At 40.7% G+C, this 19,002-nt stretch carries 10 protein-coding genes; 6 read left to right on the top strand and 4 right to left on the bottom strand.

Features of this window, described 5'->3' with window-relative positions:
- The first annotated feature begins 78 nt into the window (after positions 1–78).
- The 5 genes from V7L29_RS34550 to V7L29_RS34530 all read left to right on the top strand — a co-directional run bounded on the left by V7L29_RS34550 (position 79) and on the right by V7L29_RS34530 (position 6,986).
- The gene (locus tag V7L29_RS34550) at positions 79–1,062 is read left to right on the top strand and encodes a glycosyltransferase family 2 protein (RefSeq protein ID WP_334688604.1); all 984 of its coding nucleotides are present in this window, start codon (positions 79–81) and stop codon (positions 1,060–1,062) included.
- A 78-nt stretch (positions 1,063–1,140) separates the two neighbouring features.
- Positions 1,141–1,608, top strand: a complete 468-nt coding sequence (locus V7L29_RS34545; RefSeq protein WP_334738313.1) for a DUF2141 domain-containing protein — start codon at positions 1,141–1,143, stop codon at positions 1,606–1,608.
- Between the two features lie 123 nt (positions 1,609–1,731).
- Positions 1,732–3,018, top strand: coding sequence for a glycosyltransferase (locus V7L29_RS34540; RefSeq protein WP_334738329.1), 1,287 nt, complete (start codon positions 1,732–1,734; stop codon positions 3,016–3,018).
- Between the two features lie 411 nt (positions 3,019–3,429).
- Positions 3,430–4,707: a glycosyltransferase gene (locus tag V7L29_RS34535; RefSeq protein WP_334738312.1), complete on the top strand. Its 1,278-nt coding sequence runs from the start codon at positions 3,430–3,432 to the stop codon at positions 4,705–4,707.
- A 929-nt stretch (positions 4,708–5,636) separates the two neighbouring features.
- Positions 5,637–6,986 (top strand): FAD-dependent oxidoreductase, encoded by a 1,350-nt coding sequence (locus V7L29_RS34530; RefSeq protein WP_334738311.1) that lies wholly within the window; start codon positions 5,637–5,639, stop codon positions 6,984–6,986.
- A 387-nt stretch (positions 6,987–7,373) separates the two neighbouring features.
- Here V7L29_RS34530 and V7L29_RS34525 read toward each other — a convergent pair whose 3' ends face one another.
- Complete coding sequence (locus tag V7L29_RS34525) at positions 7,374–7,778, bottom strand: response regulator (protein ID WP_334689463.1); 405 nt, start codon at positions 7,776–7,778, stop codon at positions 7,374–7,376.
- Positions 7,779–8,509: 731 nt separating this feature from the next.
- Between V7L29_RS34525 and V7L29_RS34520 the strand changes: the two genes are divergently transcribed.
- Positions 8,510–12,520, top strand: coding sequence for a two-partner secretion domain-containing protein (locus V7L29_RS34520; protein WP_334738310.1), 4,011 nt, complete (start codon positions 8,510–8,512; stop codon positions 12,518–12,520).
- 64 nt (positions 12,521–12,584) lie between these two features.
- Here V7L29_RS34520 and V7L29_RS34515 read toward each other — a convergent pair whose 3' ends face one another.
- From V7L29_RS34515 to V7L29_RS34505, 3 genes are all read right to left on the bottom strand, one after another.
- A complete protein-coding gene (locus V7L29_RS34515) occupies positions 12,585–15,293 on the bottom strand; it encodes a CHAT domain-containing protein (protein WP_334738309.1) in 2,709 nt (902 codons plus the stop codon).
- Positions 15,294–15,307: 14 nt separating this feature from the next.
- Positions 15,308–16,105 carry a DUF928 domain-containing protein gene (locus tag V7L29_RS34510; RefSeq protein WP_334738328.1) on the bottom strand — a complete coding sequence of 266 codons (798 nt, stop codon included), beginning with the start codon at positions 16,103–16,105 and terminating at the stop codon, positions 15,308–15,310.
- A 523-nt stretch (positions 16,106–16,628) separates the two neighbouring features.
- Positions 16,629–19,001, bottom strand: a complete 2,373-nt coding sequence (locus V7L29_RS34505; RefSeq protein ID WP_334689460.1) for a CHASE2 domain-containing protein — start codon at positions 18,999–19,001, stop codon at positions 16,629–16,631.
- Position 19,002: the final 1 nt, after the last annotated feature.

Genomic DNA, 19,002 nt, shown 5'->3' with positions numbered 1-19,002 from the left:
TCTTACGTTGCATCTGCCTAACAACTAGCTGCAATTAAGCATAAAATAATCCACCTATTTTCCGAATACTTGTTTTCTATGATTGGGAATCAGCCACGATTGAGCATCGGATTACCTGTATACAATGGTGAGAAATATCTCAAAGAAGCCATAGATTCACTCTTGGCTCAGACTTTTGAAGATTTTGAGATAATTATTTCAGATAATGCATCTACAGATAAAACTGAAGAAATTTGTAGAGCATACGCCGAGCAAGACCAACGTATCTGTTACTACCGTAATGACAAGAATATTGGTTGTGCCCGTAACTTCGATCGCGTCTTTAAATTGTCTTCGGGTGAGTACTTTAAGTGGGCAGCTTATGATGATCTACATGCTCCAGATTTTATCAAAAAGTGTGTTGAGGTGCTTGACCAAGACCCTACCATCATCTTGTGTCACTCCCAGACATATTTCATTGATGAACAGGGTAATTTTCTCCAAAACTACGATATCAAACTCAAAGCAGATGCACTAAAACCACAGCAGCGTTTTAACGAATTGCTGACCAAGCATTTATGTTATCAATGTTACGGGGTAATTCGCGCCAGTGCCTTGAAAAAGATACCGCCTATGGGTGGTTACGGTAATGCAGATGGAATTCTCTTGTTAAGACTTGGTATTCTCGGTAGGTTTTATGAAATCCCTGAATACCTGTTTTTTGCCAGAAGCCATCCGCAACAATCAATGAGTATGTATTTCCCTAATTATTTGTTGTTTACTAACAACAGTAAAAAACCCTCATTGAGTATGCTACCTGATTTTTATGCATATGCAGTATGGTTCGATTCAGCAAAGAAGGGAAAAATTTTATTGCCACATTGGAGAATATTCTGGGAGTATGTACTTTCCATATGGCGTAGTCCCCTGAGTTTGTATGAGCGGCTATGTTGTCATATAAGTCTATATCAGCAGTTAAAAGGGACACAATATCTTTTGCTTAAAGATTTGCTAAAAGTGCTGCAAGTACTTTGGAAAGGTTGGCATAGAGCATCAATGAAAAAACAGCAAATCACGCTTTGAACAAATCAGTTCAGAAATAAAAGCTGGCAAACGCAGCTTTTGATCAACCTCAAAATCACCTATTCTGACTACAAAATTATGCTGAAACTATCTCAATTTTGTCATGTTTTGCTTGCAACTTTAGTGAGCATCAGCTTTGCGAAAACAGTGAATGCAGAGCCAACTGAAACACTAACTGTTGTGGTAAATGGAATACATCACCAAAAAGGTGAGATTTGCTTGAGAGTTTACGCAAGTGAACAAGGATTTCCGATGAGTAATTCTAGTGGAGATCAAAGTGGTTGCGTTAAGATTAGTGGAAGTTCTGTAAAAAAAGAATTTTCCGGTTTGAAGCGTGGAACTTATGCTGTCGCCGTAGTTGATGATCAGAATGGCGATCGCAAACTCAATAAAGACTTTTTCGGTATTCCCAAAGAAGGTTTTGGGATTTCCAAAAATCCAACTGTGTCCATACAAACAGGTGCGCCAAAGTTTCGTGACGCCAGTTTTGTTGTAAACAAAAATACAACAGTCAACATTATTATGAAATATTCGCTTGATTCGTAAAGGGACTGGGGACTAGACATGGAGACACGGAGAGTTTTTTCACCGCGTCTCCCTGTCACCGCGTCACCCCATCTTCCTAATCCCCAATCGCTTATTCTACCGGAGATTAAAAATTTAATGGAAGTGGAAGATTTGGCGATATTTCTGTCTAAGTCTTTGATGGGTTGGCTGGTTATTCAGGTGTGTTTAACGCTTGTCTTTATATGGTATCTGCGCTCATCCAAAAAAAACTTATTACCAGATGACCAGTTGCCCAAAACAGCAGTGATTCTTTGCCTACGCGGAGCCGATCCGTTTTTGCCTAGATGTTTGCGATCACTCCTAAATCAGAACTACCCACAGTATGATTTAAAGTTGATCGTTGATAGTCACGAAGATCCCGCTTGGAAAATTGCCAGTGAAACCATTAGAGAGCAAGAAGCGACCAATGTTCAAATTAGCCCTTTGAGAATAGTACGCAACAATTGTAGTCTGAAATGCAGTTCTTTAATCCAAGCTATCCATGAATTGGACGATTCTTACAAGGTGGTTGCCCTAGTAGATGCTGATACTATAGTCCATGTGAATTGGCTGCGAGAATTAGTCAGTCCTTTAGGCGATGTCAAAGTAGGGGCAACAACGGGTAACCGTTGGTACGTACCTACAGGTAAGTATTGGGGATCTTTAGTGCGCTACATAGGCAATGTATCCACAGTAGTGCAAATGTTTATCTTCCAGATTCCTTGGGGTGGGACTTTGGCTATTAAAACAGAAGCACTTCGCCAAACAGAACTGCTAGATAAGTGGGGACAAGCTTTAGGCGAAGATTTTATGATGCACGACATTCTCAAAAAACATGGATTGCAGGTAAAGTTTGTGCCTTCGCTGCTGATAGTCAATCGTGAAGAGACTGATTTATTCAACTTAATAGACTATCTCAAGCGCCTCATACTTTGTTCTCGACTGTATCACCCACGTTGGTTAGCTCTAGTTAGTGAAGCTGTTTCTAGCATTTTGTTTCCTACTATAGTCATAATTTTAGTTCTAGAGTCGTTGTTAGAGGCAAAATGGGAAGCTGCGGCTCTCTTGTTAGTCTGCTATGGAGTCTATACTGTCGGATTACTCTTGATAATGCTCGTGTTGGAATTAGAGATACAGCGAGTGGTTCGCTCTAATGACCAGGGGATGCCTATCGGCAAGCCGCTCGGCGTCTACGCAAAATTATCAGCTGCTACAATCATCAAAATGTTAATTGGGATTCCCCTAACACAGTGGGTTTATGGGCTAGTGATGCTATCGTCACTGTGGATTTCAACAGTCACTTGGCGGGGTGTTTCCTATCGGGTTCAAGGGCCCTGGAATGTCAAGCTAGTCGAATATCGCCCTTATCAGTGGTTGGATCAGCCTATTGATAGCAAGGTTTCTCTTTGAACTAAATCGCTAGATATAAACTAGGGTATGAAAGTTATTACACTAAACATTCCCTAGTCTTCAAATTATATTATCTTATATTTAGTAGAACTATATTAGCTATAACCCTTGTCAAAATACACGCTTTTGTTTGTTGATTTCCAAAATCTATTTACATTATTGGCAAGGGTTTATATAAATATATTAAGGGGAATTATGACTGAAAACTTTGGATGTTTTGATAGTTAATAATCCAGGTTTAGAAACATCCTTTTCACCATCGAGAATTTAGGCTATTTGAAAAAACGTAAATCCTCAAACTAACTGTATTAGTGGGAATTACTGAGGCAGATAATCAGGATGTTCATGAAACATTTGCTGCGTAAGTCCTAAATTCAAAACCAGCATTTTCGTGAAATATTCCGCTTTTCTATGACTAAGCAAAAACTTCGCATTGCACTGTTTACAGGATTGTACGCTCCTTTCTTAACTGGAGTTTCCGTCGCAGTACACCAACGGGTTCGTTGGTTGCTAGAGCAGGGACATGAGGTTTTTCTAATCCATCCGCAAATCAACGATCGCTACCCCAAAAATGTTGGCGATCGTCCTATGCCAGGTTTAAATGAAATTCAGTCTTTCCCCAATTTTTCTGCTTACGCATTCCCCACACAACCACTGATATTTTACAAGTCTCTTCCTCAACCATTGCACTATCGACATTGGAGTGATACCAAGTTGTTGGAGAAATTCAAACCAGATATCATAGTGGTTGAAGAAGCCGCGCAAATGAGAGGTTTATACTCATTTTTCTTGCAAGGTTATGGTCGCCCGATCGGCACCGAATACGCAAAACGAACAGGCACGCCAATAATATCACTCTTCCATACAGATATAGTTGCGTATATCAAATATTACTTTGGAGATCAGTTCTTCAGCTTGGTTCGTCCGATCATTCCCACTTTAGTCAAGCAATTTAGTGAGTCTTATGACTTCAATTACTTTTCTTCTAAAGAACAACTTACTAAATACAAAGAGCTGAAATGCCAACGTGCTGAATACGTTGCTTATCAAGGCATCGATTGCGAAAAATTTCACCCGCGAAACATCTGTTATAATCCCATTCCTAATGACAACCGACCGACTCTTTTGTTTGTCGGACGCATCACCCCTGAAAAGAACGTCAACCAACTGCTTGATATATTTCCGCTCATAGCTGCCAAAATCCCTGATGTCCATCTGGTGATTGTTGGTAGTGGCCCTCTAGATGAAGAGATCCGTCAGCGTGCCCAAAAGTTTGCATCCGGTATTACCATCTGGGGTGAGTCCCACGGCACAGAACTTTTAGGTTGGTTTGCCAGAGCGGATGTCTTTGTCAACCCTTCCGTCACCGAAAACTTCTGCACTACAAATAACGAGGCATTAGCGTCTGGAACCCCTCTGGTTGCCGTTGTTGCCCCCTCAACCTCTGAACAGGTATCTCCTGGTCGTAACGGCTTCCTTGCCCAACCTAACAATCCAACAGATTTCGCCCAAAAGGTGATTGCGATTCTAGAAAATTCCGATTTGAAAGCAGATATGACTCGGCACGCTCGCCCCTCCATACTCGAATTTGATTGGTCGGCATGTATGCAAAAATTTGAAGACAAACTCTACCAAATCGTTGAAGGATCACAAAAGGTAAAGGTAGGTACAGGCAGTATCAGACCATAACGATAACAAACTTATCCTAAGGCGATCGCTAGTATTTACAGTACTAGCGATCGCTAATTGTTTCGTGCCAAGAAACTCTTTGGTGTTGAAAAGCAGCATGAATTAGTTTGCCGTCTGTATCGTTACGAGAATTTTATTTAAGAAAATCTAAATCCAACAGCTATATTTGGCTAAAAGCAGTAACCAGCAGTGAAGCGATGCCTGCGGCAGGCTACGCCTACGCAAGACTGAAAAAGTAGCTACAAGTCGATTGACAATGGATTTACGATATTTACAGCAGTTTTCATGTATTTGAACCACATCTGTCGTAGGGGCACAGCATTGCTGTGCCGTTACCGTGTGGTCTATTTATCTGAAAATAGCTGTAAGCATACCGATAGGTTGCCTGAATTTACAATTGCACTCCCAATGCATCCTTGACAGGTTAAGGTCATAAACAATTTATCAATAAGTAATAGTGCTTAAAATTTTCTGAAAAACGGGGGTAAAAAACACAATTTTTGGGCTAGCGATGCCTACGGCTGGCTACGCCTACGCCTCATCAAAAAAAGTGCCACTCATTCTTAGGCTCGATCTCCCGTACAATTCTCAATTTGATACTCACGCCTTGCCTTAATTTATAGCGTTACTACTATTGACAAAACTGATTTAATCTTCACCTGTCACGAATGCTCCCAATCTTCATCGTCAAGCTGAGATGTTCCTGCGCTGCCTCACCGGATCAGGGATATTTGCACACTGTTATATCTTTAGCGCTTTCGCCCGTTCGCGCAGCGTCCCGTAGGGAACGGCTTTCATCGACGGCTCTTGCTTTTATTATTGGTAAGTGCTTAATCTAAAGATTACAGCAAAGTGGCTCAGTTAGTAGATATTCCACCGTGCAAATACTCTAGTTTAATTCCACCGTTTGATTTTACAGGGAGTCAAGTATGGAAACAGCAGATGTGATTATCATCGGTAGTGGTCAGGGAGGTGTGCCTCTGGCCGCTGACTTTGCCAAAGAAGGCCGTAAGGTTGTTTTGTTTGAAAGAGACTTGCTGGGTGGGAGTTGTATCAATTATGGCTGTACCCCTTCTAAAGCGTTTTTAGCAGCTGCTCATGCTGCGGGTCGTGTTCGTCAAGCTAAGGATTTAGGGATATATGCTCAAGTTAAGGTTGATTTTCCGGCTGTGATGGAGCGGGTACGTTCAATTCGCAATAGCTGGCATCAAGGAGTTGACAAACGCTTGCATGAAGCAGGAGTGAGGGTGGTGTATGCAGAAGCATCCTTTACTGGAGAGCGAACAGTTACAGGCAGTAATGTCACCGTTCAAGCACCACTAGTCGTTATTAATACAGGGACATCGGCTGCCATCCCTAACATTCCCGGTTTAGCAGGCACACCTTACTTAACAAACCGCAATTTCTTTGACTTACAAAAGTTGCCACCACGGCTGCTCGTCATTGGTGCTGGTTACATTAGTTTGGAACTCGCACAGGGATTAGCACGTTTGGGTAGTGAAACACACATAATTGTGCGAGGCTCACGCATCCTAGATCATGAGGAACCTGATGTGAGTGAAACTTTAGCTGAAGCTCTAAAGCGAGATGGCATTCAAATTCACTTTCATGTCAACACTGATAAAGTTAGTTACAACGATAATGTGTTTACCCTGGAATTAGATAATGGTCACCAACTCCAAGGTGAGGCACTGTTGATTGCAACTGGACGCAAGCCGAACACCAGTGCTTTGAATGTAGTGGCCACAGGTGTTGAGCTAAATGAACAAGGTTATGTTAAAGTTGACGAGCAATTTCGGACAACATGCTCAGATGTATATGCGATCGCAGATGTTGCTCAACAGCCTGCCTTCACCCATGTTTCTTGGGAAGATTATCGGCGTCTAAAGGCTATCTTGCGTGGTGAGAACCGGACTCGCAACGACCGTGTATTAGGTTATGCCATATATACTGAGCCACAAGTTGGACGGGTTGGAATGACAATTGCAAACGCTCATGAAAAGGGGATTAATGCTCGCTACGTGACCCTGCCAATGTCCGATATTGCTCGTGCTATTGAGTGGGGGCATGATTTAGGCTTTTACCGAATGGTAATAGATACAGAAACGGATCAGATTTTAGGAGCAACATTGGTTGGTTATGAAGCGGCTGAGATCGTGCATGTATTTCTGTCGCTTATGGAAGCAGGAGCAACTTGGCAATTATTAGAAAAATCTGTTCACATCCATCCTACTTATGGCGAAGCATTGCCCAGTCTTGCACGGTTATTTATTGAATAATTGGCGTTGCTGAATCAAAATATAAATCATGCGATTGCCCTTCATGCACTGCCCTTGCGGGCGTACACTATTACAAATCCTCAGTAGTTTTATCTACCACCCCAACAAATGCTTTGTACCATTCACTGATTTGCTTTTGAAATGTGATCCATTGGATCACATTTTTGTATGCAGCAGTCTACCGACCCCAAGCAGCCAGTACAGCAATACGGTTCAGTTAAGGCTAAAACTCTGCTGTTAAAGTCAATTTTTTAACGAACCGCCAAGGCGCAGAGGACGCAGAGACAAGAAAGAGATGCTTAACTGAACCGTATTGGTCTATAGTGGGTGCTGATGTCGATAAATTACTTAATGGGATGCCTGGGTTTACATCAAGCACTACAATAATTACCAATTACAAGAAGCAACCAAACTAGCAACTATCTCAACTAGTTCTTCTGGACCAATCGGTTTAGATACATGAGTGTTAAAGCCAGCTTCCAAGGCACGAATCCGAGCTTCACTATCAGCATAGGCTGTTAAAGCAATAGCCGGGACTCGTCCACCATTCTTTGGTTTGAGCGCACGGATTTTGGAGATGAAAGTGTAGCCATCCTCCTCAGGCAACCCAATATCACAAACTAAAACATCGGGTTGCAATTCGGATAATACTTTGCGTGCCTCAGCTGCTGACATCACTGCTATAACTTTTGCTCCATCCATTTCCAATACAGTAGTGATGAAAAAACGAGTATCATTATCATCCTCAACTACTAGGATATCTAAACCAGCAAGAGTTCCAGAAGGTTGCATAATAAATGACTTTTTATCCGAAAAGAATAAAGGCGTCAGTCTTTTACCCCATTTAAAGCTTTTTTTAGAGCAGATTTTGGGTTCACAAAAGTAGATTGATGTACTCTGAGTGTTCATGAGATACCGAAGCTGGCTCTTTTAACAAGAAATGATTCAACACCATAATTCCAAAAATATAGCTTGGTGAGCACTACCGCTTCATCCATTTTCCTACTGCAAGACCACTTCGCACAAATTTTCACCTTTACAAGAGCGCCATTCGGTTACAGCCTTTGTCCCAGATTGCGAACCGACAGGTCGGCGCTTTTGCAGAGCGGACGCTTACGCGAACGCTATCGCTCCCTCGGAGCGAATTAATTTTGGGTATTGGTTCACCACTCGCCACCATCCAAAAACCTGATTTCTGCCAAACCCTTATGACTACATTATTTACCAATTTCTCTAACTTCAAAAAAAATTGGCGAACGCCAAATTATTAAGCAAGATTGGGTTAAGTTTGTCCCGTTTGAGTACGATTGCGCCGATACTATTCCAATACAGTTCACTTAAGCCTTTTTTCTCTCTCCCTGCTTCCCATGCTTCCCCTGCTCAAGAACAGCCTGTCTTAACGGATAAATTTCCTTAACCCAAGCGTATTGGGTTATAGGCAGCTTAGTTATTCAAAAATCAAATAGGAGTCCTATATGTGCTTAACTAAACTTTGGTGTTGATAATACTTGTGGAGGCTTGCAATGTCTAGTAGTTGGGATTTTAGTTGTTGGGGTACAGCGCTAGGTATTGCGATCAGTTTCAGTGCTTTGTCTTTTAATTGTGCGATGTCTACGACGGGCTGCGCCTACGCTCAAATTAGCTCGGATCGCACCTTACCCATTAACTCTAACATTATAAAAGAAGGTAATACCTTTAACATCAATGGTGGAACACAGGTCGGCGGCAACCTGTTTCACAGCTTTCAAGAATTCTCTGTCCCGACTGGCGATACTGCTTCCTTTAATAATATTGGGAATATTCAGAACATTATTAGTAGAGTAACAGGCAAGTCTATTTCTGATATCGATGGATTAATCCGAGCTAATGGTACAGCCAACTTATTCCTGATTAATCCTAATGGGATCATTTTCGGCCCGAACGCTAGTTTAAATATAAATGGTTCATTTGTCGTCACAACAGCAAATGCCATTGGATTGGCTAATGGTGAAATTTTCAGCACTAACCCAGTTGAGCCTATTCCAAAAGGACTTCTGAATGTAAATCCTTCTGCTTTTTTGTTTAATCAGATTGCTGCTCCGATCACTGTTAGGTCACGTAGAGCTATAGGACTTGCTCCTTCTCTTACTTCTCCAGATCCAGATTTTTTCGAGCCTGCTTATCAGGGTCTAAAAGTTTCTAATGGTCGAAGTCTATTACTCGTGGGCGGCAATGTGAGCTTAGATGGTGGAGTTTTACAAGCTCCAGGTGGTCGCGTGGAGTTGGGAGGAGCTTTAGGTTCTGGAGCAATAGATTTGAATATAAATGACAACAATTTATCTTTAAACTTTCCTAATGAACTAGTCAAATCTGACGTTTCTCTTACTAATGAAGCAATAGTTGATGTATTAGCTGAAAATGGAGGTAATATTACCATTAACGCCCGGAACCTAGATATTTTTAATACTATCCTTGCAACTGGAATCGTGGGAGAAGGGACAGTTGATTCTCAAGCCGGAAATATTACGCTTAATACTACAGAAACCATGAGAATCGGGCAAACAAATCCGATTAGAACGACTCAATTTATTAATAAGGTTAATTCTGGTACTACTGGTAATACGGGTGATATCAATCTTAAATCTGGGTCATCTTTGGTAATGGATTCGGCTGTACTGCTAATCGAAAACTTTGGGCAGGGGAATGCTGGCAATATCTCAGTTCAGACGAATGGAAATACTTCTTTTACAAATACCTCCATTTTTAGTGCTGCTGTACAAGGAGATCCTGGAAATATTTTATTTCAAGTGAACGGCGACCTTTCTTTTCTAAATAATAGTAATAATAGCGATTTTTTTTTGACAGGAAATTTTATCTCCGCCGGTACTGTTGGACAAGGAAATGCTGGAAACATCTTAATGTATGCTAATGGTAATATTTCTTTTGCTAATACATATATTGAAAGTGCAACCTCTGGAACAGATAAATTTGGCAGAGGTATTCCTAGACAAGGAAATGCTGCCAGTATTTCAATTCAAGCAAATGGTAATATTTCTTTTGCAGATAGTAGCAGTATTGATAACTCTACCACTGGAGACGGAGATGCCGGCAACGTCTTCATTCAAGCAAATGGTAATCTTTCTTTTGTAGATGATAGCTACATTCAAAGCTCCACCCCTGGAGGGGGGAATGCTGGCAGCGTCTTTATTCAAGCAAACCGTAATGTTTCTTTCGGAAATAATAGCTATATCCAGAACTCCACTACTGGAGAGGGAAATGCTGGTAACGTTTCCATTCAAGCAAACAATAATGTTTCTTTCGGAAATGATAGCTATATTTTCAGCACCACTGAAGGAAAGGGCAAGGCAGGTGATATCCAAATTTTGGCACAATCACTTTCTCTTAATGACGGTGCTGAATTTTTAGCCACAACACAAGGGAGCAAAAGCGCTGGGAATATTCAAATTGAAGCAAAAGATTTTGTTACTGTCTCTGGAGTTAGCCTAGAAGGATTCTCTAGTGGCTTGCTTACAAACACTGAAGAAGGAGCAAGCGATCAAGGTGGTAATATAACAATCCGCACAGGTGCATTAAATATATTAGATGGAGCAGTCTTGAGTGCTAAAAGCAGAAGTGACTTTGAGGGCGGAGATATCACAGTTGACGTAAACACCCTTAAAATTAGTGGTGGTGGGCAAATACTCGCAACTGCCTTCAGTGGTGGCAATGCAGGCAGTATTAATGTCAATGCTACTGACAGCATTACCCTCTCTGGCAGTGACCCTACCTACTTTGAACGACTAGCTGAATTTGGTAGTTTTACTGTTGATCCAGTTAGTCCTGCTAGTGGATTGTTCTCCAATACATTTACAAACTCCACTGGCAATGGCGGGACTATAGAATTGAATACAACTAACTTAACTGTAGCTGATGGCGCTCAAGTCAGTGCCAGCACAAGTGGACAGGGAGATGCGGGTAACGTTACCTTTAATGCAAATAGCTTAAGTGCTTTTAATGGCGGGCAACTCCGCACCTCTACCTCTGCCAGTGGTCAAGCAGGTAAGATTACAGCAAATGTTTCAGAAATCCATCTCAGTGGCTTTTCAAGCGGTTTATTCGCGCAGTCAACTGGTACAGGTTCATCTGGAGATATAGCTCTCCAACCTGGAAAGCAAGGACAAAGCTTAACGGCTAATTTCCTTGACGGAGCGCAGATATCAGTATCCACTTCAAGTAGTGGTAAGGGAGGAAATCTTACAATCCTTGCACCTGAATCTATAACTCTTAGTGGTAGTGGAACTTTGACAGCCACATCTGAAGATGATAGTAGTGGACAAGCTGGAGATGTGCTTCTTGGGACTGAAAAACTAACTATCGCCAATGGAATGCGCGTTTCAGCCGCTACTAATTCTACTAACCCCGCAGCTAATGGTGGCAATCTGACTGTGCAAGCTGCACAATTGAACTTGACAGACGGCAGCAGATTAGAAGCTGGGACGACAGGAACTGCACCAGGCGGCAACTTGACAATTCAACCCAATGACAATGGGCAAACCTTAGCTGTAAATTTCACTGGAGGAGCAACGGTATCAGCTGCTAGCTCTGGTAGTGGTAAAGGCGGAACCCTAAGTGTCAATGCTCCTGAATCTATTAATCTCACTGGTAACGGTTCAGTAATTTCGGCTGAGACGACACGACAAGGAGCAGGCGGTGACTTGACACTGACAACAGGAAAATTGGCAGTTCAGGATGGAGCGAAAATAACTGTAAATAGCGCAGGCTCAGGGCGTGCGGGTGACTTAAAAATTAACGCTAACTCAATATATCTCAACAACGCTGCCAAAATCACTGCTGACACTACAGGAGGAGGTGGAAATATCTTTATGCGATCGCCCTTGTTGTTACTACGCAATCAAAGTTCTATTACCACCAATGCCAAAGGTTCTGGTATTCCTGGCGGCAACATCGAAATTGATGCAAAAGATGGCTTCATCATTGCTGTTCCTGAAGAAAATAGTGATATCAGTGCTAATTCTGCTGACTTTCGGGGTGGAAAAGTCGAAATCAGCGCTCAAGGGATCTTTGGCATTCAGCCGAGCAATGCACCAACTGCAAAAAGCGACATCACTGCCACAGGAGCAAATTCTCAATTCAATGGCACTATCCAACTTAACACGCCTGACGTTGACCCCAGCAGGAGTTTAGTAGAGTTACCAACAATACCAGTTGACACTGAGGTAGCACAAGTTTGCGATAGTCCAGGTTATGCTCAAAGCAGTTTTGTGATCACCGGACGCGGTGGTTTACCTCCCAATCCCACCAAGGATGTTCTCACTCCTGACACAGTGGAGGTAGCTTGGGTATCGCTCAAGTCTGGCAGCGATCGCCACAGTCCCCGTGTTAGGCCAGTAACAATACCAGAACCTATTGTAGAAGCAAGTGGATGGGCGGTAAACGAAAAGGGAGAGGTGGTACTTACATCCGAAGTCAATAAAACCGCTAGTAGTTCATGGCAAAACGCTCTATCTTGCAGTACTTCTGGGTTTCATCAGTAGATGCGCGTTGCGATCGCTCAAATACGGAACAATGAAGTCATATGTCTTGTAGTAATTGTATATATCAAAGCCAATTCCCTACTAGGACATAAGGTGCCCAGAAATAAGGGCTTTTTTCTTTAGCAAATACAGCTAATTGAGCCCGCTGGAGCGCTTGTGCTTTACTGATTCCAGTTTTTAACTCTCGGTAAAACTCACTCATGAGTTGAGCAGTAGACTGGTCGTCCACTGACCATAAGCTTGCTAATGTACTGCGTGCGCCTGCTCGCACGGCGATTCCAGCTAATCCCAAAGCAGCTCGCTGATCACCAAGAGCAGTTTTGCAAGCACTTAAGACAAGTAACTCTATATTCCTAGACCTCTTATCACTAACCCGCAGTAATGTATCAAATTGTTTAACTTTCAATAACTTATCCCAGGTCAGAAGAAAAGTTCTTTCTGGATCAGAACTAAATTCCCCATGAGTTGCTAAGTGAACTACGGAAAAAGCAGATGTTTGCAGTTTCTTTCGGAGATTATTGTCAATAAAATTTTGATTTAAAAATTCTTGACTATTAGGAATTTCCATCTGAATTTCTTTTAATTCCCCTGCGACATTTTTCAGTGATGAAAATTTTCGCCCTTCTATCGAACGCGCTTCTCCTACTCCAGCAATCAAAGCATTTAACTGCACCTTTTGCAAAGGTTTAGGGTCAAGGAGTTGTAAACCAGCAGTTAGAGCAATGGCATATTTCTCTATTAAATATTTCTTGTTCTGTTGATCGTAGAGAACCCCCATTGGAATATTTCGTAATTCACCATCTAGCACAAAAACTAAGGTGGTAATACCATTATTAGACAATTCTGCTTGGGCTGGTTTGATTAACCAATCATATATCTTCTGTGATTGTTGCTTGACTTCAGAAGTCGCAGCCACATCAGGTAAATATTCATGCAGCAAAGCTATAGTACTCTGCACCTTCTCTTGGGATATATTGCTTGTATAATGACGTAATTGTTGGTTTGGCAAGGTTAAAATAAGCTCTAAGCTGTTTGGCAAAATAATTGGATAGATAATTGCTGCTTTTTTATCCTGGGTAACCACTTTGTCAATCTCAACAATTGGTTCTAAACAAGCTGAACGAAAGAAGTTGTTCAGTTCTGCTAGCTGAAGTGATTCAACTACCTGACGAGCTTGTTTAAGCTTGTATTGACTGCTTTCTGGTGTACCTTGTTCTAAGTTTTCTGTTCGTAATTGCAATTCAACTAACTCTCGATACACTGGTTCCACATTCTCCCGAAAAGAAAACTGAACGTCTTGGCTAGCAGTAACTAAATCACCGCGCAGAGATTCTAAAGTTTTGTAAGCTGCATCGTATGCAACAATTGCATCTTTTATATCTCCTTGTTGCTTGAGTAAACGCCCCTGCTGCCATTGCCATTGATAAATAATATCTGATGCATTAATACTCTGCGCTATAAATAAGGCTTTTTCAGTTAATGCTAGGGCATCAGATAACTGTTTATTATTTTCATACAGCCCACCAAGAAACCCAAGGGCATAAGATTCAGCTCGCTGATCTCTCAAATTTTGGGCTTGCTGTACAGCAGTAGATAAAAGTTGAGCGATATCCAAATTAGAGAGACCATTTATAGTTGTTTGATGTCTTAATTTTTTTAAAATGGATGCAAACTGAATCCGAGCATATACTGAATTTCGGCTAGGAAGTGATTTGTTAATTTCTGATCGGATTTGAGAAGACAAGCCCAAAGCTTTTTTTAACGTATTTTCGTCTGACTTGTTGTTGAGAATTTCTAAAATTAGACTTAGCTGATTTAGCTGTGCTTGAAGCCGTGTAGTAGGTGGTGCAATTGTAGCTGTTTGCTGATAAAATCTTAAGGCAGCTTGAATCTGTTGTTGAGCAAATTCTGTGTTGCCTATGGTTAATTGACTTTTGCCTTGAGTAAAGGCTGTGTTACCTAAGCTAAGTAGCGTATCAGCTATAGCCTTTGAAGATTGTACTTGCTTTGCTACAACCAAACTTTGCTCTAAAATAGTTCTAGATTTATCTAAATCACCAACAGATCGCAGGACATTTCCCAAACCAAGCAGCCCAGCCGCTTTGATGGGTAATTTTGTCAGACTAGTAAGGGTTTGCTCAACTTCTGTTAAGGTTTTTTGTGCTTGATGGTAAAGACCTAAAGCCTGCATAGCTTGAGCAGAGTTGATCCGATTACTAATTAATGTTTCTTTATCACCTATTTGCTGATAAATTTCAGCAGCTTTTTGCCAAGTAGACAAGGCTGCCTCAGTTTGTCCTTGCATTAATTGTAACTTTCCTTGTACATCCAAGGTTTGTCCGATAATTGCAAAATAGTCTTTTGAAGTATTCAAACTTTGTAACAGATTGAGACTTTGGGTAATTGCTTTTTCTGCTTCTGTTACCTGACCAAGTTGCTGATAAGTGAGGGAAAGATTACTCAGCACCATAGCTTGGTTGAGTTGATCTCCAGTATTTTTAAAATCGATAGCAGCCTGTTCCAAGACCTTGAGCGCTTCTGCAAATTGTCCTGCTTCATAGAAAGCTTTACCCTGCTCTACCAAGCTTTGAGTGTGAGTGACTAAGTGTTGAATTTGAGTTTGTGGATGTTTGAGATTGGGGTAAGTAAGGTTTGCTAAAACAGGTGGGCTAAGATTACATAGTAGAGATGTTACTAGCGCTAAAGAAGAAAATTTTAAAAATTGAAAAATCCATCGAAATAAGCGGAAAAACACACAGTGTTTTCTTATCATATTGATTTTAAATATTAATTTGATTGAGGAATACCTTTTTGTAGTTTATCAATTTTCATAATCGGTACTGGTGCAAATTCTGATAAGCCAATATCTTTTAATAAAAGCGTCCAATCCTCTAGAAAGATGTGTGAGTTTGGATTAGTAAGGCGGAGATTAGCTAAATTTGTTATGGCGTCTTGCCAAAGCTGGTTGGCAGCATAAGTAGTATAGGAATCTGATTGTCTTATATTCAATTGACTTTGAAGTTTAGAAGTTAGCGGAACACGTTGTATCCATGCTTTAACATAAAAATAATCTGGTGTTTTTCGGGGATCACCACAAAAAAGTTTAAAATACCATTGATAGTTTTTGTTTGTTTTTAAAGCGTATTCGGGAATTTGCGGTAAGGAAATGCCAACAACACTAGCCTTCTCTGGTAATGATAGAGATATTCGATAGATATTTTCGTCATTTTCATCTTGAAGTAAGAACTCGCCAAAGTGAGCATTTAGAGGTAATTCCGGCACATACACCCAAAAAGTTGGATATTCAGAAATTGTAAAAGTTAAAAAAGATTTTGATTCCTCTGCAATTTCTTTACCAGGCACCAAGGCAGTAATAGGCATATCTAAAGGGGTACAACCATCACGGCTTGTACCTCCTTTACGACGACCTGTAGGTGCGCCGTTATCTGGAAATTTTGGGCGCTCAGATTGGCTACGCATATTAACAAGGTGTTTGTTAACTGATTGAGCGATATATGCCAAAACTAATGAAGGGCAATTTATGAGTCCAAGAAGTACTAAAGTCACAATGCAAGTAAGTTTCATCAAAAAAATAGTCCCCTTTTGCAAAAGGAATATAAACGTCAATCACAGAGAAGAAACTAACTTTAGCTTTGCAGTGATAATCATAAGTTCGGAACACACTAAACTCTTATAAGTAGCTATGAAAGACATTTCATTGATTTACTATATTTCTAGCAATGTCCTAATGTTAACTACAATAAAAAGTTATAAGATTACGGAAAAAATAAACTTAAAAATGCTTAATCTAAGTAGGTCGGCGTAAATAATTCTCGTTGGGATAAGGCAGGAGGCAGGAGGGAAAAGGGTTTTAGCTTCGTTTACTTTTCTTCACATAGCTTGATTTTATTGTGCCGACTTACTTAATTTGCCCTTAAAGATATAACTTTCAGTGAAGCAAATAATTGTAGAAATCCTTTAATCGGCTGGGAATGACAACTTATATATTTGTTTGCAACACAGCATGATGTCCTTATGAAGTTTTTAACTGTGTAAATACTCATATAATATTATGAATTTAAAATATATAGAAAGTTGCTTACGAAAGTTAACGATTACGAACATCTCTGGACACAACCGCTACTTGTGTAGCAATTAATGCCAATGCTGCTGGAATAAGTGGTATCCACCCTGCCTGCGTAAAAATACCAAAACATATACTAGATAATGACAATAGCATTATCATTCCAGCCATCCCAAGACGCAGTGGAGACCGTATATACCATGCTAAAATTCCTCCTAATAGTGACCATCCCCATACCCAGAGTCCTTCAACCCAAGTAGGCCACCACCAAAGCAAAGGTCGATGATCTAGAACAGCGCTAAGGATTTGGCTGATCATATGAGCTTGAACAAAGACCCCTGGTATCAGCTTTTGATTAGGCACGACTTTAGCACTATAAGGAGTTTTCCAATAATCAGTAGTTGTTGGAGCAATAACACCAATCAAAATAATTCGCCCTTTCAACAACTCGACCAATTCGGAGTTAATCCGGTCATTAAGAACATCTCTGAGAGATACTTGTTGAGCAATGTTTTGAGGAGAAGAAAGCGAACGGTAATTGACCAAGACTTGATAACCCGATGCATCTACTTGTTGGTAGCCGCTAGTATGAGATTTTAATTGCTTAAATACAACGTTGCTAATCTGCAAGTTACCTTCTGGGTTGATATATGATTTGATACCTTTAGCCTCCAAATAATCAAGCGCTATTTGGAGGCTAAAAGCATATTGTGCCGCACAGGGAGATGTTAAAGGAGGTGTTAAATGCAAAAGCTGACGGCGGGCTACTTCATTATCATCTGCGACAAAATCACTAAAGCTTAAGCGTTGTTCTGGGATTTCAGGAGCTGGAGGAGTGCCTTCTGGCGCACCATCAAGAGGTGCAGAAACTTTGCATACGGCAAAAAGACGTTTATCTTTTTGTAGTCTATTTGTTAAATCTGCAATATTGGAGTCTACAGGGAAATCACGATAGATGTCTAAGCCGATTGTTCTTGGTTGATACTGATCTAGTTTTTTTAATAATTGTGCGAGTGCTTGGTCTGATAGTGACCATCGCATATTCATATTCATGCGGTTCTGATACTGAATATCCGCTTCATCAATAGTAATTATCAAAAAACGCGAATCTGGTTTTTCCTGCCAACGCAACGTCATCATTTGGTCGAAAGCTTTTAATTCAGATGGTTGCAATAAACCAAGCGATCGCACCCCCATTACCAAACCAGTAATAATTAAACTTGATAACAGCACTACTTGAACACTACGCCACCAAAACTGCACTGGAGTTCTATATTTATTTACTTGAAGCTTGCTAGTTTCTATTTGTGGGTTTATAAAAAAATCTTTCCAAGCTGGTGGCACTGCCGCTGGATTTTGACAAATTATAGGTAAGCAAACCGCACAAGGATATTGATCTTCAATACCATGTAATTTTTCCCTTGATTCTCGTACTGCTAAGTACATAGACTCGCCACTGGAAAATTTTTTGAGGAAATTTTTTAAAAATTCTTGTGCTACCAAGTCTTGCACTGGCTCCCGCATAACGATGATTTGTGGGATGTGCAAGTCTTCTAGTTGATGTGCTAGTCCTAAGCCATCACAAGAATTAAAAATAGCTAACTGCAACCCCTTACTTACAGCTTTTTTAAGAGCATACTTTAGCTCATAAATTGTCAAGCAATCTGTTTTATTAATAAAAATATTACCGTTCTTACCATCCTCTTGGCTGGAACTATGCCCGGCAAAAAATAAGATGTCCCAGTCTTGTTCCCAAAGTTGTTCATTTAACTGGCTGCGCTGTGGTTCTACCAGAAAAGTGGTTTCTGCATCTGGTAACATCTCCAATAGGTTTCTATCTTTATCAATCAAGATTCCTTGACTATTACCCAGAATTGCTAAGATTTTTACCTTCTCTTTAATAATATCTATTTTTGATTTTGGCAGATATTCATATTCTGGGGCGCTTAAAGCAACTTCTGCTTGAGAGTAATCCTCAAAAAAATCCCATAAATGCCACGGAAGACGACGTAGCCAAGTGTCACTCGTTTTGATTAGTACGCGAACTGTATCATCTAACGTTAGCTGTTTGAGTAATTTCTCTTTCAGTGGACGAAATGAGTTACAGTTGAGCCAACTATTCATTTGCTGACTTAACTTGTTATTTAACTTGCGGCAGTTGTTGAGATGCTCATTAAGAGAACTTCCGACATTAATACTCACGGGTGTAAGGCGAAAGTTTGCTAAACTGCGATAGGTTGTTCGCCAAAGCTCATAATCTGCAATTATCTCTGGCTTTGGGGTCAGATAGCCTTGAACTTCAATACTGGCGCGATCGCCTTCTGCGCCAATCTCCAGCGTGACTTTTATTCCCTGACTCAAATCACCATCTAGATTTAAAACAACCAACTTTTGCATG

The organism is Nostoc sp. (assembly GCF_036916575.1).
GTDB lineage: Bacteria > Cyanobacteriota > Cyanobacteriia > Cyanobacteriales > Nostocaceae > Nostoc.
The sequence above is the reverse complement of the archived record's forward strand: the minus strand, read 5'-3'. Positions and strand labels throughout refer to the sequence as shown.